Here is a 21,008-nt window from a genome sequence, read left to right as displayed (position 1 = left end):
TATCAGCCCTAGGGCGTACAGGAAGACCCCATATGTTCAAAGCTACCCAAGTGCTTGCCGCTGACTACATTCCCTCCGATCTGGCCGCCCTGCGCGAAGCCATCACCCAAAACTACGTGGTGGATGAAAATGCCTATCTGGCCGAACTGTCGGCCATGCTGCCGGGGGATGGCGCCTCGCTGGAACGGGTGACCCAGCGTGCCCGCACCCTGGTAACCAAGGTGCGCAAGGAGAGCGGCTCCGGCGATGGCATCGACGCCTTCCTGCAGGAGTACAGCCTGGATACCCAGGAGGGGATCATCCTGATGTGCCTGGCGGAGGCGCTGCTGCGCATTCCCGATGCCGAGACCGCCGATGCCCTGATCAAGGACAAGCTCTCCGGCGCCAACTGGTCGTCCCATTTTCGCAAGAGCGACTCCACCCTGGTGAACGCCTCCACCTGGGGGCTGATGCTGACCGGCAAGATCATCAAGCTGGACAAGAAGCTGGACGGCAACCCGGCCAACCTGCTGGGCCGCATGGTCAACAAGCTGGGGGAGCCCGTGGTGCGCTCCGCCATGTACGCCGCCATGAAGATCATGGGCAAGCAGTTCGTGCTGGGGCGCGACATGAAGGAAGCCCTCAAGGCGAGCCGCAAGTCCCGCGAGAAGGGCTACACCCACACCTACGACATGCTGGGGGAGTCCGCCTTGACCCTGGCCGATGCCGACAAGTATTTCGGCGACTACCAGCGCGCCATCGAGGCGGTGGGCGGTGAGCGCATCAGTGACGGCGGCCCGGCCCCTTCCATCTCCATCAAGCTGTCGGCGCTGCATCCGCGTTATGACGTGGCGAACCGCGAGCGGGTGCTCGGCGAGATGTGCGAGCGGCTGGTGGGACTGGTGCGTCTGGCCCGCGACAAGGACGTGGCCATCAGCATCGACGCCGAAGAGATGGACCGCCTCGAGCTCTCCCTGGACTTGTTCGAGCAGCTTTATCGCTCCGATGCCAACCGCGGCTGGGGCAAGCTCGGCATGGTGGTGCAGGCCTACTCCAAGCGCGCCCTGCCGGTACTCTGCTGGCTCACCGCGCTGGCCCGCGAGCAGGGAGATATCATTCCGGTGCGGCTGGTGAAGGGGGCCTACTGGGACAGCGAGCTGAAATATGCCCAGCAGGCCGGCCTGCCAGGCTACCCGCTGTTTACCCGCAAGGCGGGCACCGACATCTCCTACCTCGCCTGCGCCCGCTACCTGCTGAGCGAGCCGACCCGCGGCTTCATCTCGCCCCAGTTCGCCACCCACAACGCCAATACCGTGGTCAGCATTCTGGAGATGGCCGGTGATCGCCAGTTCGAATTCCAGCGCCTGCACGGCATGGGGGAGGAGCTGCACAACGCGGTACTGAACGAGCAGCCCGGTCTGCACTGCCGCATCTATGCGCCGGTTGGGGCTCACAAGGATCTGCTTCCCTACCTGGTGCGCCGCCTGCTGGAGAACGGGGCCAACACCTCCTTCGTCCACAAGCTGGTGGACCCCAACACCCCGGTCGACTCCCTGGCCGAGCACCCGCTGCGCACCCTCAAGCGCTATTCCAGCCTGGCCAACGATCGCATTCCGCAGCCGGTGAATCTGTTCAGCGACCGCAAGAACTCCAGCGGCGTCAACATGAACATCGTCTCCATCCAGCGCCCCTTCTTCGCCAAGCTGAAGGAGCTGGAGAGCAAGCAGTGGCTGGCGGGCCCCATCGTCGATGGCGAGACCCTCAAGCGCAGCGAGGCCCGCGTGGTGCTGAGCCCGCAGGATGTGAGCCTGACCGTCGGCAAGATCCACTGGGCTGACGAGCAGGCGGTGGAGCAGGCGCTGGCCTCGGCCCATGCCGCCTTCCCGCGCTGGCGCGAGACCCCGGTGAGCGAGCGTGCCGCCGCCCTTGAAAAACTGGCAGATCTGCTGGAAGCGAACCGCGAGCAGTTCATCTCCCTCTGTACCCGCGAGGCGGGCAAGCTGCTGCAGGATGGCATCGACGAGGTGCGCGAGGCGGTGGACTTCTGCCGCTACTACGCGGTGCAGGCCCGTGGCTTGATGGGGCAGGCCACCCTGCTGCCCGGTTACACCGGCGAGATGAACGAGCTGTTCCTGCAGGGGCGCGGCGTGTTCGTCTGCATCAGCCCGTGGAACTTCCCGCTGGCGATTTTCCTGGGCCAGGTCGCCGCGGCGCTGGCCACCGGCAACACCGTCATCACCAAGCCTGCCGAGCAGACCGGTCTCATCGCCCACCTGGCGGTGACCCTGGCCCATCAGGCCGGCATTCCGGGCGACGTGCTGCAACTGCTGCCGGGCGACGGCGCCACCGTGGGTGCCAAGCTGACGGCGGATGCCCGCATCGGCGGCGTCTGCTTCACCGGCTCCACCGAGACCGCCAAGCTCATCAACATGACCCTGGCTCAGCGCGATGGCGCCATCCTGCCGCTCATCGCCGAGACCGGCGGCCAGAACGCCATGATCGTCGACTCCACCGCCCTGCCGGAGCAGGTGGTGCGCGACGTGGTGAGCGCCGCCTTCCAGAGCGCCGGCCAGCGCTGCTCCGCCCTGCGGGTGCTCTACCTGCAAGAAGAGATCGCGCCGCGGGTGCTGGAGATCCTGACCGGTGCCCTGCAGGAGCTCAAAGTGGGCAACCCGGCCGAGCACAACACCGACGTCGGCCCGGTCATCGACGCCGAGGCCAAGGCCGGGCTGGATGCACACCTGGTGCACATGATCCCGCGTGCCCGTCTGATCGCACAGGCGCCGATGCCGGCGGTGACCCTAAGGGGCCACTTCGTGCAGCCGACCGCGCTGGAGATCGGCTCCATCCGCGAGCTGACCCGCGAGCAGTTCGGCCCCATCCTGCACGTGGTGCGCTATGCCGCCCGGGATCTGGACAAGGTGATCAGCGACATCAACGGCACAGGTTACGGTTTGACGCTGGGGATCCACAGCCGCAACGAATCCCATGCCGAGGAGCTGGCGAGCCGCATCAACGTGGGCAACGTCTACATCAACCGCAACCAGATCGGCGCCATGGTCGGGGTGCAGCCGTTCGGTGGGCAGGGCCTCTCCGGCACCGGTCCCAAGGCGGGCGGCCCTCACTATCTGAGCCGCTTTGTGACCGAGAAGACCCGCACCATCAACACCACGGCGGTGGGCGGCAACGCCTCCCTGCTGGCGATGGGCGATGCCTGATTGACCGTGACCGACATCAGGCCGCCTGCGGGCGGCCTTTTTCATGGGCGTTCTTGTCCGCATTGAAAAGCCGCCATCTTGGGGTCGCCACCCGGCTTGCCGCGCCTTAAGATGGTGGCCGGTTGTCGCTTTCATCCGTCACCGCCGCCCAGTCCCGGGCGCGCATCCCGACCGACGTCACAACAAAGAGTGCTGCATCTATGCCATTAACCGAACAGGCCCGCTGGTTCGTGCTGGGGGGCGATCACCTCGTCCTGCTGGATGACCAGGGGCGCATTCCACAAGGCCCTCGAGCCTGTCTGCCCAACCACCTGCAGCATGCCGCCTTTGAGCGCTTTGACGAGTGGGACGGGCTGCCCTGCCTGCTGCTGGATCTGGGGGAAGAGGCGGACCTCGCACCCCTGACCCCGCTGCGCCAGCTGATGGTGGCCGGGGATGAAGAGGGCTTTCGCCTGGCCGGCCGTGCCTGGCAGCTCGCCACCTTTCGCCGGACCCACCGTTTCTGCGGCGAGTGCGGCGCCCCCATGAGCCCGAAGGCGGGGGAGTGGGCGCAAGGGTGCCGCCATGGCCACGTCGTCTATCCGCGTATCTCCCCCTGCATCATCGTGGCGGTGCGCAAGGGGCCGGCCATCTTGCTGGCGGCCCACCGCCGTCACTATCAGGCCGAGGATCCCATGTATACCGTGCTGGCCGGCTTCGTGGAGGCGGGAGAGAATCTTGAGCAGTGCGTGGCACGGGAGGTGTTCGAGGAGAGCGGCATCCGGGTGGCCAACGTGCGTTACGTTGCGAGCCAGCCCTGGCCGTTTCCCCACAGCCTGATGATGGGCTTCACCGCCGATTATGAGAGCGGCGAGATACGGGTGCAGGACGAAGAGCTGGTGGCGGCCGATTTCTTCGAGGCCGACGGGCTACCACGGCTGCCGCCCCACGGCACCATAGCGCGGCGACTCATCGCGCTCTGCCTCGACGACCAAGCTTGAGGGATGCAAAGAGGGGCGCTTGTTTGCGCCCCTTCACATCTTTGCACTCCAACGGCGGCGGCAGGCGTTTGAGCCGCCCCCCGCCGCGCACAAAGTGGTATCATATCCGCCATTTTATGCTGGATATGAACTCAGGAACTGGGATGAAAGAGCTGAAGAACGATCGTTACCTGCGTGCCCTGCTGCGCCAGGAAGTGGACATGACCCCGGTATGGATGATGCGCCAGGCTGGCCGCTATCTGCCGGAATACAAGGCCACCCGCGCCCAGGCGGGGGATTTCATGTCCCTGTGCCGCAACGCCGAGCTGGCTTGTGAAGTCACCCTGCAGCCGCTGCGCCGCTATCCGCTCGATGCCGCCATCCTCTTCTCCGACATTCTCACCGTGCCCGACGCCATGGGGCTGGGTCTCTACTTCGAACAGGGTGAAGGCCCGCGCTTCGAGCGTCCGATCACCTCCATGGCCGACGTGCAGGCGCTGCCGGTGCCGGATCCGGAAGACGAACTCGGCTACGTGATGAACGCGGTGCGTACCATCCGCCGTGAGCTCAAGGGCGAAGTGCCGCTGATCGGCTTCTCCGGCAGCCCCTGGACCCTGGCCACCTACATGGTGGAGGGGGGCAGCTCCAAGGCGTTCACCAAGATCAAGCAGATGATGTACGCCGAGCCGCAGACTCTGCACCTGCTGCTCGACAAGCTGGCCGACAGCGTGATTGCCTATCTGAACGCCCAGATCAAGGCGGGTGCCCAGGCGGTCATGGTGTTTGACACCTGGGGCGGCGTGCTCACCCCGCGCGATTACCGCGACTTCTCCCTGCAGTACATGCACAAGATCGTCGACGGCCTGATCCGCGAGCATGACGGTCGCCGCGTGCCGGTCACCCTGTTCACCAAGAACGGTGGTCAGTGGCTGGAGCAGATCGCCGCCACCGGTTGCGATGCGCTGGGTCTGGACTGGACTACCGACATCGCGGACGCCAAGCGCCGGGTCGGCGACAAGGTGGCGCTGCAGGGCAACATGGATCCCTCCATGCTCTACGCCAGCCCGGCCCGCATCCGTGAAGAGGTCGCCTCCATCCTGGCCGGTTTCGGTCACGGCAACGGCCACGTTTTCAACCTGGGTCACGGCATCCATCAGGATGTGAACCCGGAGCATGCCGGCGTGTTCGTCAACGCGGTACATGAGCTCTCCGCCCAGTACCACGGCCGCTGAGCGCCGCCGACAACACAATGAACAACGGGGCCTGCGGGCCCCGTTTTGCTGCCTGCGGCGGGGGCTGCATCCTGACCGCCGCTCGGGTTACACTGCAACCCGGTAGAGGGCGGTCGACTTCAGGCGGGCACGGCAGCGTGCACCCCGGAGCTGGCGCCCTGCGGTCATGGCTGGAGGCAGGATGAGCAACAGGTTGTTGGATTGGGGTATCGACCTTGGCGGTACCAAGTGCGAGTGCGTGGTACTGGACGGGGACGAGGTGCTGCTGCGCCATCGCATTCCCACCGAGCGTGCCGGCGGTTATGACCACATGATCGGCCAGATCGCCAAGCTGGTGGCAGAGTGCGCCGACAAGCTCGGCCAGCGGCCGACCCTCATCGGCATGGGGACGCCGGGGGCGCGGGATCCGCAAACCGGCCTGATGAAGAACTGCAACACCACCGAGCTCAACGGCAAGCCGTTCAAGGAAGATCTGGAGCGCCGGCTCGGCGTGCCGGTGCTTATCGCCAACGACGCCAACTGCTTCGCGCTGGCGGAAACCCATCTGGGAGCCGTGCGCCAGCACCACCCTGATGCCAAGGTAGTGTTCGGCATCATCATGGGCACCGGAGTGGGCTCCGGCATCGTCATCAACGGCCGCATCCTCAACGGCCACCACGGCATCGCCGGCGAGTGGGGCCACAACGTGCTTTCACCCGACGGCCCCGAGTGCTACTGCGGCAAGCGCGGCTGCGTCGAGACCTTCATCTGCGGCCCGGCGCTGGAGGCCTGGTACGAGGCCAAGGCCAAGCGTCACCTGCCACTGGCCAAGATAGCGGCGGCGACGGCTCACGACCACGTGGCCAAGCTCACCATCGACCGGCTGCATCTGCTGTTTGGCCAGGCGCTGGCCAACGTGGTCAACATCCTGGATCCGGACGTGATCGTCATCGGCGGCGGGGTGGGCAACGTGCAGAGCCTGTACAGCGCGGGACGGGAGACTATTTTGCCCTTCCTCTTTAATCCCCGCTTCGCCACCCCCATTATTGCTCCAGCCCTGGGGGACAGCGCCGGGGTATTCGGGGCGGCACTGCTGGCCCGCGGTGAATTTCAGGATGCCCTGCTGTCGTGAGTCAGCCATCCGCTTGTCCCTTTGTCCATGCTGAGGACCCGGAATTTTCATGATCAAGATTGCCATCAACGGGTACGGGCGGATCGGCCGCAACGTGCTGCGGGCCCTCTACGAGAGCGGCCGCGACAAGAACATCAAGATAGTGGCCATCAACGAGCTGGCCGCCCCCGAAGCCATGGTGCACCTGACCCGCTTCGACACCAGCCACGGTCGCTTCCACCATCCGGTGCAGCTGGCCGGCAACAGCATGCTGGTGGGGGAGGATCTCATCTCCCTGTTCGCCGAGCGGGATCCGTCGCGGTTGCCGTGGCGGGCGCTGGGGGTGGACGTGGTACTGGATTGCACCGGGGTGTTCGGCTCGCGGGCCGATGCCGAGCTGCATCTGGCGGCGGGGGCGGGCAAGGTGTTGTTCTCCCATCCGGCCGAGGCGGACGTGGACGCCACCATCGTCTACGGGGTCAATCATCAGGTGTTGACCGGGCGCGAGCGGATCGTCTCGAACGCCTCCTGCACCACCAACTGCGTGGTCCCCGTCATCGAAACATTGCATCGAGAATTCGAGATAAATTGTGGTACTATTACGACAATTCATTCGGCCATGCATGATCAGCAAGTCATCGATGCCTACCACAGCGACTTGCGCCGAACCCGCGCCGCCAGCCAGTCCATCATCCCGGTGGATACCAAGCTGGCCAAGGGGTTGGAGCGGATCCTTCCCCACTTCGCCGGCAAGTTCGAGGCGATCGCGGTACGGGTACCGACCATCAATGTAACGGCAATGGATCTCAGTATTACTGTTCGTAAAAAAGTGACGGTTACTGACGTAAATCAAGCCCTGCAACGGGCATCCAGAGGTACATTAAGCGGTATTCTGGATTACACGGAAGAGCCACTGGTCTCCGTAGACTTTAATCATGATGCTCACTCCTGCATCATTGATGGTACCCAGACCCGGGTCAGCGATGCCAACCTCGTCAAGATGTTGATGTGGTGTGATAACGAATGGGGCTTCGCCAACCGCATGCTGGATACCACCCGGGCCATGATGGCCGCAGGCTGAGAGCCTGCACCGGGCGCAAGGTTACTGTTTTTAACATTACCTGAAAATATAGAGGACTGAATATGTCTGTTATCAAGATGACTGACCTGGATCTGGCGGGCAAACGCGTTCTGATCCGTGCTGACCTGAACGTGCCGGTAAAAGACGGCAAGGTCACCTCCGATGCACGTATCGTGGCGACTCTGCCGACCATCAAGCTGGCTCTGGAAAAGGGCGCCAAGCTGATGATCACCTCCCACCTGGGTCGTCCGACCGAGGGTGAATACAACGAAGAATTCTCCCTGGCTCCGGTTGTCAACTATCTGAAAGACGCACTGTCCTGCCCGGTTCGTCTGGCCAAAGACTACCTGGATGGCGTAGAAGTCGCCGCCGGTGAGCTGGTTGTGCTGGAAAACTGCCGCTTCAACAAAGGCGAGAAGAAGAACACCGAAGAGCTGGCCAAAAAATACGCCGCCCTGTGTGACGTCTTTGTAATGGATGCGTTCGGTACTGCTCACCGCGCCGAAGGTTCCACCTACGGTGTGGCCCAGTTCGCTCCGGTCGCCTGTGCCGGCCCGCTGCTGGCTGGTGAACTGGAAGCTCTGGGCAAAGCCATGCTGAAGCCCGAGCGCCCGATGGTTGCCATCGTTGGTGGCTCCAAGGTCTCCACCAAGCTGACCGTACTGGAATCCCTCTCCAAGATCGCTGACCAGCTGGTGGTCGGTGGTGGCATCGCCAACACCTTCATCGCTGCTGCCGGTCACAACGTCGGCAAGTCCCTGTGCGAGCACGACCTGATCGACACCGCCAAGAAACTGGCTGCCGAAACCAATATCCCGGTGACCACCGACGTGGTTGTGGGTGCCGAGTTCTCCGAGTCCACTCCGGCCACCATCAAGTCCGTTGCTGACGTGACCGACGGCGACATGATCTTCGACATCGGCCCTGACTCTGCCAAGGCCCTGGCCGACATCATCATGAACGCCAAGACCATCCTGTGGAACGGCCCGGTCGGCGTGTTCGAGTTCGACCAGTTCGCCAAGGGTACCGAAGTGATCGCTCGCGCCATCGCTGAATCCCCGGCCTTCTCCATCGCTGGCGGTGGTGACACCCTGGCCGCCATCGACAAGTTCGGCATCGCCGACAAGGTCTCCTACATCTCCACCGGCGGCGGCGCCTTCCTGGAGTTCGTGGAAGGCAAGGTACTGCCGGCTGTTGCGATTCTGGAACAGCGCGCCAAAGCCTAATTGACCCGAGACGGGGGGCAAAAGCCTCCCGTTTCGTTTATCATGTGGCCGCTGTGCCGGTTCATGATGAACCCCCCATTTTTTATTAACGGCATACGAGACAGGACGATTAAACATGTCTAAGAAAATTTTCGACTTCGTAAAACCGGGCGTGATCACTGGTGATGACGTTCAGAAAGTGTTCGCCATCGCGAAAGAGAACGGCTTCGCTCTGCCGGCAGTCAACTGCGTCGGTACCGACTCCGTGAACGCCGTGCTGGAAGCTGCCGCCAAGGTGAAAGCGCCGGTTATCGTTCAGTTCTCCAACGGTGGTGCTGCATTCACCGCTGGTAAGGGTCTGAAGCTGGAAGGTCAGCAGGCTGCCATCATCGGTGCCATCTCCGGTGCCAAGCACGTGCACGCCGTTGCCGAAGCTTACGGTGTACCGGTCATCCTGCACACCGACCACGCTGCCAAAAAGCTGCTGCCGTGGATCGACGGTCTGCTGGAAGCGGGCGAGAAGCACTTCGCTGAAACCGGCAAGCCGCTGTTCTCCTCCCACATGCTGGATCTGTCCGAAGAGTCTCTGGAAGAGAACATCGACATCTGCTGCGAGTACCTGACCCGCATGGCCAAGATGAACATGACTCTGGAACTGGAACTGGGTTGCACCGGCGGCGAAGAAGACGGCGTCGACAACAGCCACATGGATCAGTCCGCTCTGTACACCCAGCCGGAAGACGTGGCCTACGCCTACGAGCGTCTGTCCAAGATCAGCCCGCGCTTCACCATCGCTGCCTCCTTCGGCAACGTGCACGGTGTCTACAAGCCGGGTAACGTCAAGCTGACCCCGTCCATCCTGGACGCTTCCCAGAAGTACGTGTCCGAGAAGTTCGGCATTCCGGCCAAGTCTCTGGACTTCGTATTCCACGGTGGCTCAGGTTCCACTCTGGAAGAGATCCGCGAGTCCATCTCCTACGGCGTAGTGAAGATGAACATCGACACCGACACCCAGTGGGCGACCTGGGAAGGCATCCTGGACTTCTACAAGACCAACGAAGCCTACCTGCAAGGTCAGCTGGGCAACCCGGAAGGCGCCGACAAGCCGAACAAGAAGTTCTACGATCCGCGCGTATGGCTGCGTGCCGGTCAGACTTCCATGATCAAGCGTCTGGAACAGGCTTTCTCCGACCTGAACGCCATCAACGTACTGTAATTCGTTACAGCACCTTGATTGCATGAAAAGGCGCCCTGCGGGGCGCCTTTTGCATGAGTGCGGATCGCGATGGGCGGTCGGCTCGTGACAAGGCGTCCTTTGGGGCGCCTTTTGCATTTCTGTGATCCCGGCGGGCTGGATTGGCGGCGGGGGCCTGCGTATTATCGATGACAGGCCGTTTATTTTAGTAAACGCAACGGGACCAGGGCAGGATGCTGAACATGCAGGGAAAGCACAACACACATCAGGAACACGTGGCCTCCTATTACGCGGCCACCCGCAATGACAATCAGCAGTGGCCAGAGCTCAGCGGGGAGTGCAATGCCGAGGTCTGCATCATCGGCGGCGGCTTCACCGGTCTCAACACCGCCATCAATCTGGCCGAGGCGGGCTACAAGGTGGTGCTGCTGGAAGCCAACCGTATCGGCTGGGGCGCCTCCGGGCGCAACGGCGGTCAGCTCATCCGTGGTATCGGTCACGACACCAGCCAGTTCGCCCGCTGGATTGGTGAAGAGGGTGTGCGCGAGCTCGATCTGATGGGGCTGGCGGCGGTCGAGCTGGTGCGCGAGCGCGTCGAGCGCTTCAACATCGACTGCGACCTGCGCTGGGGCTACTGCGATCTCGCCACCCGCCAGCGCCATCTGGCCGGGTTTGCAGAGGAGGCGGCGCACCTGGCGAGCCTCGGCTACCGGCACGAGCTGAAACTGGTGGCGCACGAAGATATGCATAGCGTGGTGGGGTCGGATCGCTACATCGGCGGCATGATCGACATGGGCTCCGGCCACCTGCACCCTCTCAATCTGGCGCTGGGTGAGGCGCGAGCGGCGGCCAGCCTGGGGGTGGCGCTGTTTGAACAATCCAGAGTGGTGCACATCGACTATGGTGAACGGCTGCAGGTCACCACGGCTCATGGCCGGGTCAGCGCCGACTACCTGGTGATCGGCTGCAACGCTTATCTTAACGACCTCAACCCCGAGCTGGGGGGCAAGGTGCTGCCGGCGGGCTCCTACATTCTCGCCACCGAGGTGCTGGAGAAACGGCTGCGCCAGCGGTTGCTGCCGCAAAACATGGCGGTGTGCGATCAAAACGTGGCGCTCGACTACTACCGCCTCTCCGCCGACGGCCGGCTGCTGTTTGGCGGGGCCTGCAACTACTCGGGACGGGATCCTCGCGACATCAAGGCCTTCATGCTGCCCAAGCTGCTGCGGGTGTTTCCCGAGCTGGCGGAGACCGCCATCGAGTTCCAGTGGGGCGGCATGATAGGCATAGGGGCCAACCGGCTGCCCCAGATCGGCCGCCTGGCGGATCATCCCAACGTCTTCTATGCCCAGGCCTATTCCGGCCACGGCCTCAACGCTACCCACATGGCGGGCAAGCTGGTGGCGGAGGCGATCAGGGGGGAGAGCCGGGGGCTGGATCTGTTTGGCCGCGTGCCGCACATGACCTTCCCCGGCGGCCCGGCGCTGCGTTCGCCCTTGCTGGCGCTCGGCATGCTCTGGTACCGCTTCAAGGATCTGTTCTAAGCGAGTCAGGGCTTGCCACGGCTCGGCAAGCGGTTGCCGCCCCGTTTGCCGGCCAGCCGGATTTATCCTGCCGTTGCCTCGCTTTATAGCCGGAGTTGTCAAAAATCCATCGTGCGCCAATTTCTTGTGCTGATCAGAGGAATACACCGGATTGGCGCGGGGTTTGCCATCTGTGAACGGGGTTCGAGCCGCTGAGGATCAGCGGCGGCCCCGCTCAGGAGATCAGGACAATGACAACAAACGTAACAGCCGCGGGAAGCGTCGGCTCGCTGGCGCAACTGCTGGCAACGCGCAGCGGCGAACGGCAGGAGAGACCAGAGATGCCGCCCCCGCCGCCCCCCGGTGCGAGCAACAAGATGGAGCAGGATCTCAAGTCGGTGCTGGCCGAGCTAGGCCTGTCGGGCAAGAGCGAGGAAGAGAGCGGTGAGAGTACCGAGAGTACCGCCGCCAGCGGTGGTTCACTCGATTCCTTCATGGCGAGCCTGATGGATGCCCTGCACGCTCAGCAGGAGGGGAGCAAGGCCATCGCCACTGGCAGCAATGACAATCCCATGAAGCTGGATCTGCAGAGCCTGCTGGGTCAGCTGGATGGGGAAGGGGAGCCTGGCAGCGAGGTGAGCGCCCTGCAGAGTCAATTCTCCAGCCTGCTGGAGAGCAGCGGCAACAGCGGTAGCGGGGTGACTCTGATGGATCTGTTGTCGGCCTTTGCCAGCAAGATCCCGAGCGACGCGCCCGACCGGAAGGGCTATATGGTGGATACCCAGGCCTGAGTCGGCCCGGGTTGCCTGGCCGGGGCCGCGTCAGTGAGCGGGCTCGGCCAGACGCCAGCCCTGCTCGGTCTTCATCATCCACACCTCGGCCTGCTGCGGCAGCACCTGGCCCGCCTCGAACTCGCCGTATTTGCGTTCCAGCTCCATCAGCCCCATCTCCTGCTGGAAGGGGCCGACCCTGTCATAGACCAGATCCTCGTCCTGCAGTACCTGCAACTGCTCCAGCCCCCGCTTGAAGTGGAGCTGGTAGCTCACCTTGACCAGATAGACCCCCTCCATGCGCTCTTCTTTATCGAGGATGGCGAAGTCGCTGATCTCGAAAAGATTGGCGTCGGTGTCTGCCTGCAACTTGGCGGTGACCTGGGTCCGGATTGCCTCTTCACCTGGACCTGCGTAACAGCCATAGAGCCAGAGGGCCAGCAGGGGGATGAACCACTTTTTCATCAAAACTCCGGACGAACGAGACGGGAAAGGGCAAATTTTGCCATGCTGCCGACCATATACAAGGGATTGCCAGAAAAATCAGTCAGTAAGGGGCGAGAGGGAGGGGGCGTGCCCGGAAGGGGCAGGGTCGATGGCACGCTCCAGCACGATCGCCTCGGCCCGGTAGCCGGCCAGCTCGCGGCGATAGCACTCGGTGAACCCTCGGCGCTGCCAGAAGGACAAGGCGACCTCATTGCTGGCAATGACCGACAGGCGCAGCCGGGTTGCGCCCCAGGCGCGAGCCAGCGTGCAGGCGTGCAGATAGAGCGCCTGACCGCGGCCGGCCCCCTGCCAGGGCTCGCCCACCAGCAGCAGCCCCAGATAGGCGGTGGCGGGCTCGGGGTAGCCGCGCAGCAGATCGAGCACGGCGGTGAGCTCCCCCGCCTCCCAGCGCCCGATCACCTGTTTGGCAGAGAAGGGCAGCGTCGGCGGACAGGCCGTGAGCGCCTCCTCTGCCGCCTGGGCGCAGAGCGGCGCGTGACTTATCGCCGCCTGATAGGCTGGAGCCAGTTCGAACAGCCGCTGCAGGGCGGGCGCATCGCTTGCCTGCAGCTGACGCAGCTCAGTTGGCATCGCCAATCCTGTCCAGCTGACCGAGGAACTCGGCGGGCCCCATAAAGCCGGTCACCCGCTGGCCGCTCACTTCATTGCCGGCGCGGTCGAAGAAGATCAGGGTCGGCAGGCCCAGCACGTTGAGACCGTTGAGCAGTTCCACATCGGCATCGTCGTTGGCGGTGACGTCCGCCTGCAGCAGTACCATCTGGCCGAAGCGCTCGCGCACGGCGGGGTCGTTGAAGGTCTTGTGTTCGAACTCCTTGCAGGCCACGCACCAGTCGGCATAGAGATCGAGCAGCACCGGCTTGCCGCGGGCGGCGGCCAGCTGGGTCTTGAGATCGTCCAGGGTCTTGATGCGGATGAAGGCCGGCGTCTCGGCCTGGGCGGCGACGCTGGCGCCCTGGGAGGGCAGCAGCAGATCCTTGCCCACCACCACGGCACTGATCATCGCCAGCAGCAGCACGAAACCGCGCAGGCTGCGCCCCACCGAATGTTGCTGGTGCTGGTTGTGATGGTAGAGGTAGCCGCACAGCAGCAGCCCCCAGCCGAGCCAGGCCAGGGTGGCGACCTGATCGCTCCACAGCCTGGAGAGCAGCAGGATGGGCACCGCCAGCAGCGCAAACCCGAACAGCTGCTTGATCACGTCCATCCAGGCGCCCGCCTTGGGCAGCAGCTTGCCGCCCGAGGTGCCGAGCAGCAGCAGAGGCAGCCCCATGCCGAGCGACAGGGCGTAGAGGGCCGCGCCGCCGAGCCAGAGATCGCCGCTCTGGGCCACGTAGATGAGGGCGCCGGAGAGGGGGGCCGTGGTGCAGGGGGAGCAGACCAGGCCGGAGATCATCCCCATGATGCCGACCCCGAGCACGGAGCCGCCCTGCTGGCGGTTGGAGAGACCGGAGAGTCGGGTCTGCAGGCTGCTCGGCAGCTGCAGGGTATAGAGCCCGAACATGGAGAGGGCCAGCAGCACGAACATCACCGAGAGCCCGATCAGCACATAGGGGTGCTGCAGCGCGGCCTGGAATTTCAAGCCTGCCGACGCCACCACCAGCCCGAGCAGGGTGTAGGTGACCGCCATCCCCTGCACGTAGACGAAGGAGAGCAGGAAGGCGCGGCGGGTGGAGAGGCGATGGCCGGCCCCGGCGATGATCCCGGTCAGGATGGGATACATGGGGAAGACGCAGGGGGTGAAGGCGAGGCCGAGCCCCAGTGCGAAGAAGGCGGCGACGCTGAGCCAGAAACCCTGGTTGCCGAGGGCGGCCGCCAGCTGATCCTGCTGACTGCTGGCCGGGGCCGGCGTGGGTGCATCGACCTGATCATGCGGCGGCTCGGCGACGAGGGGCTCGACGGCGATCCGCTTGTCGGTCGGGGGATAGCAGAGGCCATCGGTACAGCCCTGATAGCTGATCTTGAGGCTGGCCTGCTGGCCCGCCTCGGTCAGGGTGACGGGGATCTGCACCTCCCGGTAATAGACCTGGGTCTTGCCGAAGAAGTCGTCTTCATGATCGGTGCCGGCAGGCAGCACCGGCTCCTCGAAGGTGAGGTTCTCGCCCTGGAAGCTGAAGCGGTGGCGGTAGAGGTAGTAGTCGTCGGCGATGCGCAGGCGCAGCAGCAGCCGGTTGCCCTGCTGTTCGCTCTCGAGGACGAACGCCTCGTCCACTTTCAGAAATTTGGGCTGGGCGCTGGCCTCGATGCCGAGGGCACTCAGCAGATCTGTGCTGCTGGCCCGGGCCGGCAGTGAGCCCAGGCCGGCCAGCAGGGCGCAGAGCAACAGCAGGGAAGAGAGCAGGCGAAACGGTGTCATGAGGTTTCCTGTTTTATCCAGTCGAGATAGGGCTGGTGGCCCAGGCTTGTCGGCAGCGCCAGGATCTCGGGCACCTCATAGGGGTGATGAGCAAGAATGCACTGGCGCAGCGGCTCGAACAGGGCCGCTTGCGACTTGATGATGAGCTGGATCTCCGTGGCCCGCTCGATCCGGCCCTGCCAGCGATAGACGGAGGTGAGGCCGGGCAGCTGGTTGATGCAGGCTGCCAGCCGCCGGTCGAGCAGTTGTTCGCAGATGAGGTCGGCACTGGCCTCATCCGGGCAGGTGCAAAGCACCAGAATGGCGTCAGTCATGATGAAATTTCTCGTCCGTACCGGGCGGCAAGGCGCCCGCAAACCAGTGGCTACTATACCTAGCGACGGGTCAAATAGCATCTGGCGCACTTTGCGGCTGCGACATGAAAATAAGTGGGGGGCATGAGATAGACGCTGTCAGAGCGACAAGGCAGAATGAGCGGGCTTGTTCCCATTCGACGTAAGGAAATGTATGACCCAACAGAATGAGCAGCAGAGAAACCGCATGTTGAGCCTGTTGCGCGAAGGTGAGCGCCGTATGTTGGTGCAACTGGCCGGTCTGCTGCGTACCAGTGCCGATGAAATCAATGCCGAGCTGGAAAAAGAGGAGTTGTTGGAGACCCTGGAGCAACCGGTCACGGTGGAGTATCTCAACGGTGTGGTGCAACACCATCTGTTCGAGCGCCTGCACAAGGGTGACATGGTGGCGGCCCAGCGTCTGCTGACCCAGTACCAGAGCGACCTTGAGGCCATGCTGACCCAGGAGGCCGAGGCAGAGGCCCAGACCGAAGAGCTGAAGGCACAAGCCTGAAGGCCGCGGCAGGCCCGCCGGGCTTGTCCTCCCCCAGCACCATCATGCCTCTTGCATGATGGTGCCTCGTTTTTCCCACCGTTTTTTGCCGTCGTTCAACCCAATGCGTTCTGCTGCCACTGACCCGGGATCGGGTACACCTTGTCGTAGCTCCAGTTGTAGACGAAGGCGTAGACCAGATAGAAGGTCACGAAGCCGATATTGAGCGCCAGCGCCGCCAGCAGGGCGAGATCCAGCCACCAGGCGATGACCGGCAGGGTGAGCGCCATGAAGCCCCCTTCAAAGCCGAACGCATGGACCACGCGCTGCCACAAGGTCTTGTGCGGGTGACCCTGGTACTTGAGCAGCAGCTTGTCGAAGCCGATGTTGTAGACATAGTTCCAGACGGTGGCCAGTACCGAGAACAGGACGGCCAGCGGCCCCATGTGGCTGAGCTCGATGCCTGTGATCCAGCTGGCCAGGGGGGCTGCGATGAGCAGACCTATCACTTCAAAGCCGATGGCGTGGCGGATACGGTCATTGCGGGTACGCATAAATTCCTCTCTTTAAACAGCTATGTTGACTGACTGGTTGGCAATCTATCCCTATTTGTTGATAGTTTCACGTTGGTATCCATCGCTAAAATAGATGGATTACCGCATTTGCAGGAGCAGGACGATGAACCCATCGCTGGAACAACTCAGGGTATTGCTGGCCGCCGCGCAGGCGGGCTCCTTCTCGGCGGCCGCGCGCCAGCTGGGCAAGGCGCAATCGGTAGTCAGTACCGCCATCGCCAATCTGGAGATAGATCTGGGGCTGGAGCTGTTCGATCGCAGCGGCCGCTATCCGGTGCTGACCGAGGCGGGCGTGCGCATCAGCCAGGAGGCAGGCATCTTGCTGGCCCAGAGCGCCCGCTTGCAGGCCATCGCCGGCGAGCTGGCCAGCGGCGTCGAGTCGCGCCTGACCCTGGCCATCGATGATGACTCCCACCTGCCCTGGCTCGGCGCCGTGTTGGAGGAGTTCGCCACCCACTACCCGACGGTTGAGCTGGAGCTGCTGTTTCCGCTGATGGAGGATCTCACCGAGATGCTGATCAGCGGCCGCGCCCAGCTCGGCATCAGCTATCAGAAGGAGCACCCGCAGCAGGAGATCGTGGCCCGCTCGCTGGGAGGCGTCGCCATGCCGCTGGTGGTCTCCCCCGAACATCCGCTGGCCCACAAGGCGCCGCTGCGGGAGAGCGATCTGCAGGGGGCTCGCCAGCTGCTGGTGACAGGGCGACGGGAGGGGACGGAGCGCCATCGCTTTCGCCTGTCGGCGCAGGTGTGGTGGGTAGAGGGGGATCTCGGGATCCTGGAGCTGGTGAAACTGGGGCTGGGGTGGGCGGCAGTGCCCGATTTTCTGCTGCACCGGCCGCTGGCTCGGGGCGAGGTGGTGGTGCTCAAGCCGGACTTCATCACCCAGCCCGAGCTGGCGCTGGAGCTGCAGTGGCATCGCGCCCGCCCACTCGGGCAGGCGGGGCGCTGGCTGAAGGAGGCCCTGCTGGCGCGGGTGCGCTAGCAGGGCGCTTGGCTTCGCTTACTCGGTCAGCTGATAGGGGAGGGGCTGCAGTGTCAGGCTTGAGCCTTCTTCCTGCTTGAGCCGGAAGCGGGCGTCGGCCTCGGTGTCCTTGGGCAGCACGGCGGTGAGCCACAGCTCGCCATCCTGCTGCCAGGCGTTGAGCACCATGCCGCTGCGGCGCCAGTTGTCACCGAGCTGGATCTCCAGGGTGTCGCCGCTGGTAACCGGGGTAGTGGCGGTGCCGCTCAGCACGAACAGGGCGCGGTTGTTGGCGCCGCGATACTTGGCGCGGGCCACCGTCTCCTGCCCCATGTAGCAGCCCTTGGTGAAGCTGATACCATCGAGCGCCTGCAGGTTGAGCATCTGGGGAATGTACTCACCCTGATGCACCGCCTCCAGATGGGGGATGCCGGCCTTGATCTCCAGTCCCCACCAGAGCGACTCGGGGCCGCTGGGCAGGGTTAGCGCCAGCGGCTGTTCGCTGATCAGCAGCCAGCGATCGGCTTCGATCCGCACCGCCATGCCACCCTCGATGAGGCCGCTCTGCTGCAGGTCGTATTGCCCCGCGATCCAGCCATCGGCTCCCTGACCGGCCACGCCGACCGCCTGGCCGTGATTTTCGCTGATCTCGACCTTGGCAAAGATCGCGAACTTCTTGAGCTCGGGTAGCTGGCGGGCCAGTACCGACGGCTTGGTCAGCATCAGCAGGCGATCGCTCAGGCAGAGCAGGCGAAAATCGCTCCACAGCTTGCCCTTGGGATCGCAGTGGCCGCCCAGGGTGTGCTGGCCTGGCTGCAGGGCGTTGACGTCACAGGTGACCTGACCCTGCAGGTATTTGGCGCGATCCGGGCCGCTCAGGCTGGTGATGGCCAGATCGGTCAGAGGGAACAGGGTTGGCTCGGCAGGAAGGATTGGCAGGCTCACGATGGCATTCCAGAGACAGAAAGTATGTGACCTGCATGGTAAAGACGTAAGGAATGTTTGTCAGCCGGAAAATCCAGCTGGTACCATCGCCGGGTCTTTGTAAGGAGAGTTCCATGTTGAGCCCAATTGAAAAATCCCGCCTGAAGTGGGCCTGCCGCCGTGGCATGCTCGAGCTGGATGTGATCTTTATGCCCTTCTTCGAGCACGAGTTCGATGGCTTGAGCGAGGCCGATCAGCAGACCTTTATCCGCCTGCTGGAGTGCGAGGATCCGGAGCTGTTCCGCTGGAGCATGGGCCACGGCGTGCCGGAAGACCCCGCCTTCGCCGCCATGATCCCGCTGATCCTGGAACGCAATCAGGCCCGTCACGATCGCCAGCGCTGATCCATCCGTACGGGTGTCGATGCCCGTCACCGTCTCCAGACAGCAGCGTCTGCTGCTGTTGTCGCTGTTTCTGCTGATCCTGTGGCCGCTGGCCGCCCTGATCCACGGCTGGCAGTGGGCACTGTTGCTACCCTGCTGGGGTCTGGGGTTGTGGCGAGCCTGGCTCGACACGAGCCGGATGACCGGCGTGCTGGAGTGGGACGGGCAGTGGCTCAGCTGGCAGGGCAACCGTTATCAGCTGGGGGCGGGTAGCCGCATCTGGCCCGGGGTACTCTGGCTGCAGCTGGTAGCGTTGGAGCGTCCCGCCAGCCGGCTCTGGCTGTTCAGCGATGCGCTGGCACCGGCCCACTACCGCACGCTGGCTCGCGCCATCCACTTCTCCCAGCCGACCCGCTAGCCTCTCTTCCCCATAAAACAGATGACCCCGCCGGAGCGAGGTCATCTTGGTGTTACTGCTTGTTGCTTGCGGCAGAGGTTAGTCCCGCTCCGGCGTCAGCACGGTCGGCTTGGAGTCCGGCTGCATGTCCGGATAGTCCGGGTTGCAGCAGTGCAGGCCGCGGGACCTTCAGGCTCATTGCTGAGCGAAAAGATCAATCCCGCTCCGGTGTCAGCACGGTCGGCTTGGAGTCAGGCTGCATGTCCGGGTAGTCCAGGTTGTAGTGCAGGCCGCGCGACTCCTTGCGCTGCAGGGCGCAGTTGACGATGAGCTCGGCCACCTGCAGCAGGTTGCGCAGCTCCAGCAGGTTGTTGGAGACCCGGAAATTGGCGTAGTACTCCTGCACCTCCTGCTTGAGCAGGTCGATGCGGCGCTTGGCGCGGGCCAGACGTTTGTTGGTACGCACTATCCCCACGTAGTCCCACATCATCAGCCGCAGCTCGTGCCAGTTGTGCTGAATCACCACCAGTTCATCCGAATCTTCCACCTTGCTTTCGTCCCACACCGGCAGACGGGGCGGCTCCACGCTCATCGGTAGCTTGGCCAGGATGTCGGCCCCCGCCTGATGGGCATAGACCACGCATTCGAGCAGGGAGTTGGAGGCCATCCGGTTGGCACCATGCAGCCCAGTGTAGGTCACCTCGCCGATGGCGTAGAGGCCGGGAATGTCGGTCTGGCCGTTGTTGTCGATCATCACGCCACCGCAGGTGTAGTGGGCGGCAGGGACGATGGGCATCGCCTCCTTGGTGATGTCGATGCCGACCGCGAGGCAGCGCTCATGGATGGTGGGAAAGTGCTTGATGATGAAATCGGCTGGCTTGTGGCTGATGTCCAGATACATGCAGTCGGCACCGAGCCGCTTCATCTCGTGGTCGATGGCGCGGGCGACTATGTCCCGCGGGGCCAGCTCGGCCCGCTCGTCGAAGTCGGGCATGAAGCGGCTGCCGTCGGGGCGACGTAGGTAAGCCCCCTCGCCGCGCAGGGCTTCGGTCAGCAGGAAGTTGGGGTCATCGGGGTGGAACAGGCTGGTGGGGTGGAACTGGTTGAACTCCAGGTTCGCCACCCGGCAGCCGGCGCGCCACGCCATGGCGATGCCGTCACCGGAGCTGACGTCCGGGTTGGAGGTGTACTGGTACACCTTGGAGGCACCACCGGTGGCCAGCGCCACGAAACGGGCGCGGATCACCTCGACCTGCTCGGCGTTGCGGTTCCAGACATAGGCGCCCAGTACCCGGTTGCCCGGCAGACCCAGCTTGCGGGTGGTAATAAGGTCGACCGCGTTGAAGCGCTCCATCAGCTGGATGTTGGGGTGAGCCCGCACCTGGTCGATCAGGGTGAGCTGCACCGCCTTGCCGGTGGCATCCGCCGCGTGGAAGATGCGGCGATGGCTGTGGCCCCCTTCGCGGGTCAGGTGATAGTGGGATTCGCCCTCGGCGTCCTCCTCCTGATCGAAGGGGACCCCCTGCTGGATCAGCCACTGGATGGAGTCGCGGGCGTTGCGGGCGGTGAACTCCACCACGGCCGGGTCACACAACCCGGCCCCGGCGTTGAGCGTGTCGCTCACGTGGGATTCGATGCTGTCGGTCTCGTCGAACACGGCAGCGATGCCTCCTTGCGCATAGAAAGTGGCCCCTTCACTGATGGGCCCCTTGCTCAGAACCAGGACTTTGGCCTGGTCTGCCAATCGCAACGCGAGAGACAAACCGGCGGCACCGCTGCCAATGATCAGTACGTCGCAAAGGTATTCAACACTTGCTTTCATAAGTATCATTGG

The 21,008-nt window shown here is 63.8% G+C and carries 20 protein-coding genes; 13 read left to right on the top strand and 7 right to left on the bottom strand.

Going from position 1 to position 21,008, the window contains the following annotated elements; translation table 11 throughout:
- Positions 1 to 32 precede the first annotated feature (32 nt).
- The 9 genes from putA (at position 33) to AB5Y95_RS18930 (ending at position 12,273) form a co-directional block, all read left to right on the top strand.
- Entirely contained in the window at positions 33 to 3,197 is a 3,165-nt protein-coding gene (gene putA / locus AB5Y95_RS18970; RefSeq protein ID WP_368161815.1) for a bifunctional proline dehydrogenase/L-glutamate gamma-semialdehyde dehydrogenase PutA, read from the top strand.
- Positions 3,198 to 3,397: 200 nt separating this feature from the next.
- Positions 3,398 to 4,177, top strand: coding sequence for an NAD(+) diphosphatase (gene nudC / locus AB5Y95_RS18965; RefSeq protein ID WP_368161814.1), 780 nt, complete (start codon positions 3,398 to 3,400; stop codon positions 4,175 to 4,177).
- 143 nt (positions 4,178 to 4,320) lie between these two features.
- Positions 4,321 to 5,388 (top strand): uroporphyrinogen decarboxylase, encoded by a 1,068-nt coding sequence (hemE, locus tag AB5Y95_RS18960; protein ID WP_010635049.1) that lies wholly within the window; start codon positions 4,321 to 4,323, stop codon positions 5,386 to 5,388.
- A gap of 181 nt (positions 5,389 to 5,569) precedes the next feature.
- A complete protein-coding gene (locus tag AB5Y95_RS18955) occupies positions 5,570 to 6,499 on the top strand; it encodes an ROK family protein (RefSeq protein WP_368161813.1) in 930 nt (309 codons plus the stop codon).
- A 49-nt stretch (positions 6,500 to 6,548) separates the two neighbouring features.
- On the top strand, positions 6,549 to 7,559 hold the full coding sequence (epd, locus tag AB5Y95_RS18950) for an erythrose-4-phosphate dehydrogenase (RefSeq protein ID WP_010635047.1): 1,011 nt from the start codon (positions 6,549 to 6,551) through the stop codon (positions 7,557 to 7,559).
- Between the two features lie 62 nt (positions 7,560 to 7,621).
- Positions 7,622 to 8,785 carry a phosphoglycerate kinase gene (locus tag AB5Y95_RS18945; RefSeq protein WP_005309339.1) on the top strand — a complete coding sequence of 388 codons (1,164 nt, stop codon included), beginning with the start codon at positions 7,622 to 7,624 and terminating at the stop codon, positions 8,783 to 8,785.
- A gap of 115 nt (positions 8,786 to 8,900) precedes the next feature.
- Complete coding sequence (gene fbaA, locus AB5Y95_RS18940) at positions 8,901 to 9,980, top strand: class II fructose-bisphosphate aldolase (protein WP_005309342.1); 1,080 nt, start codon at positions 8,901 to 8,903, stop codon at positions 9,978 to 9,980.
- Positions 9,981 to 10,201: 221 nt separating this feature from the next.
- Positions 10,202 to 11,503 (top strand): FAD-binding oxidoreductase, encoded by a 1,302-nt coding sequence (locus AB5Y95_RS18935; protein ID WP_337077137.1) that lies wholly within the window; start codon positions 10,202 to 10,204, stop codon positions 11,501 to 11,503.
- 230 nt (positions 11,504 to 11,733) lie between these two features.
- Entirely contained in the window at positions 11,734 to 12,273 is a 540-nt protein-coding gene (locus tag AB5Y95_RS18930; protein WP_279973934.1) for a hypothetical protein, read from the top strand.
- Between the two features lie 30 nt (positions 12,274 to 12,303).
- Here AB5Y95_RS18930 and AB5Y95_RS18925 read toward each other — a convergent pair whose 3' ends face one another.
- From AB5Y95_RS18925 to cutA, 4 genes are all read right to left on the bottom strand, one after another.
- On the bottom strand, positions 12,304 to 12,717 hold the full coding sequence (locus AB5Y95_RS18925; RefSeq protein ID WP_005309347.1) for a hypothetical protein: 414 nt from the start codon (positions 12,715 to 12,717) through the stop codon (positions 12,304 to 12,306).
- 78 nt (positions 12,718 to 12,795) lie between these two features.
- Complete coding sequence (locus AB5Y95_RS18920) at positions 12,796 to 13,329, bottom strand: GNAT family N-acetyltransferase (RefSeq protein WP_323992743.1); 534 nt, start codon at positions 13,327 to 13,329, stop codon at positions 12,796 to 12,798.
- A complete protein-coding gene (locus AB5Y95_RS18915; protein WP_323992741.1) occupies positions 13,319 to 15,109 on the bottom strand; it encodes a protein-disulfide reductase DsbD in 1,791 nt (596 codons plus the stop codon). Before AB5Y95_RS18915 ends, AB5Y95_RS18920 begins: the two co-directional genes overlap by 11 nt.
- On the bottom strand, positions 15,106 to 15,423 hold the full coding sequence (cutA, locus tag AB5Y95_RS18910) for a divalent-cation tolerance protein CutA (RefSeq protein ID WP_195879562.1): 318 nt from the start codon (positions 15,421 to 15,423) through the stop codon (positions 15,106 to 15,108). The genes AB5Y95_RS18915 and cutA overlap by 4 nt, the downstream gene beginning before the upstream one ends.
- 193 nt (positions 15,424 to 15,616) lie before the next feature.
- Between cutA and AB5Y95_RS18905 the strand changes: the two genes are divergently transcribed.
- Positions 15,617 to 15,955, top strand: coding sequence for a hypothetical protein (locus AB5Y95_RS18905; protein ID WP_019839856.1), 339 nt, complete (start codon positions 15,617 to 15,619; stop codon positions 15,953 to 15,955).
- Positions 15,956 to 16,050: 95 nt separating this feature from the next.
- Here the strand turns inward: AB5Y95_RS18905 and AB5Y95_RS18900 are convergent, their stop codons facing one another.
- The gene (locus tag AB5Y95_RS18900) at positions 16,051 to 16,488 is read right to left on the bottom strand and encodes a PACE efflux transporter (RefSeq protein ID WP_005309357.1); all 438 of its coding nucleotides are present in this window, start codon (positions 16,486 to 16,488) and stop codon (positions 16,051 to 16,053) included.
- A gap of 124 nt (positions 16,489 to 16,612) precedes the next feature.
- Between AB5Y95_RS18900 and AB5Y95_RS18895 the strand changes: the two genes are divergently transcribed.
- A complete protein-coding gene (locus tag AB5Y95_RS18895) occupies positions 16,613 to 17,491 on the top strand; it encodes a LysR family transcriptional regulator (protein WP_010635038.1) in 879 nt (292 codons plus the stop codon).
- A gap of 18 nt (positions 17,492 to 17,509) precedes the next feature.
- On the opposite strand, the gene ygfZ is transcribed toward AB5Y95_RS18895, so the two are convergent.
- On the bottom strand, positions 17,510 to 18,415 hold the full coding sequence (gene ygfZ, locus AB5Y95_RS18890; protein WP_368161812.1) for a tRNA-modifying protein YgfZ: 906 nt from the start codon (positions 18,413 to 18,415) through the stop codon (positions 17,510 to 17,512).
- Between the two features lie 113 nt (positions 18,416 to 18,528).
- Here ygfZ and AB5Y95_RS18885 point away from each other — a divergent pair, with 113 nt between their 5' ends.
- Entirely contained in the window at positions 18,529 to 18,798 is a 270-nt protein-coding gene (locus tag AB5Y95_RS18885) for a succinate dehydrogenase assembly factor 2 (protein ID WP_005309363.1), read from the top strand.
- Positions 18,799 to 18,817: 19 nt separating this feature from the next.
- Positions 18,818 to 19,195, top strand: coding sequence for a protein YgfX (locus AB5Y95_RS18880; protein ID WP_017779326.1), 378 nt, complete (start codon positions 18,818 to 18,820; stop codon positions 19,193 to 19,195).
- 193 nt (positions 19,196 to 19,388) lie between these two features.
- On the opposite strand, the gene nadB is transcribed toward AB5Y95_RS18880, so the two are convergent.
- Positions 19,389 to 20,996 carry an L-aspartate oxidase gene (gene nadB, locus AB5Y95_RS18875; RefSeq protein WP_017786464.1) on the bottom strand — a complete coding sequence of 536 codons (1,608 nt, stop codon included), beginning with the start codon at positions 20,994 to 20,996 and terminating at the stop codon, positions 19,389 to 19,391.
- Positions 20,997 to 21,008: the final 12 nt, after the last annotated feature.

Source organism: Aeromonas sp. R5-3 (assembly GCF_040908225.1).
Lineage (GTDB): Bacteria > Pseudomonadota > Gammaproteobacteria > Enterobacterales > Aeromonadaceae > Aeromonas > Aeromonas dhakensis.
The sequence above is the reverse complement of the archived record's forward strand: the minus strand, read 5'-3'. Positions and strand labels throughout refer to the sequence as shown.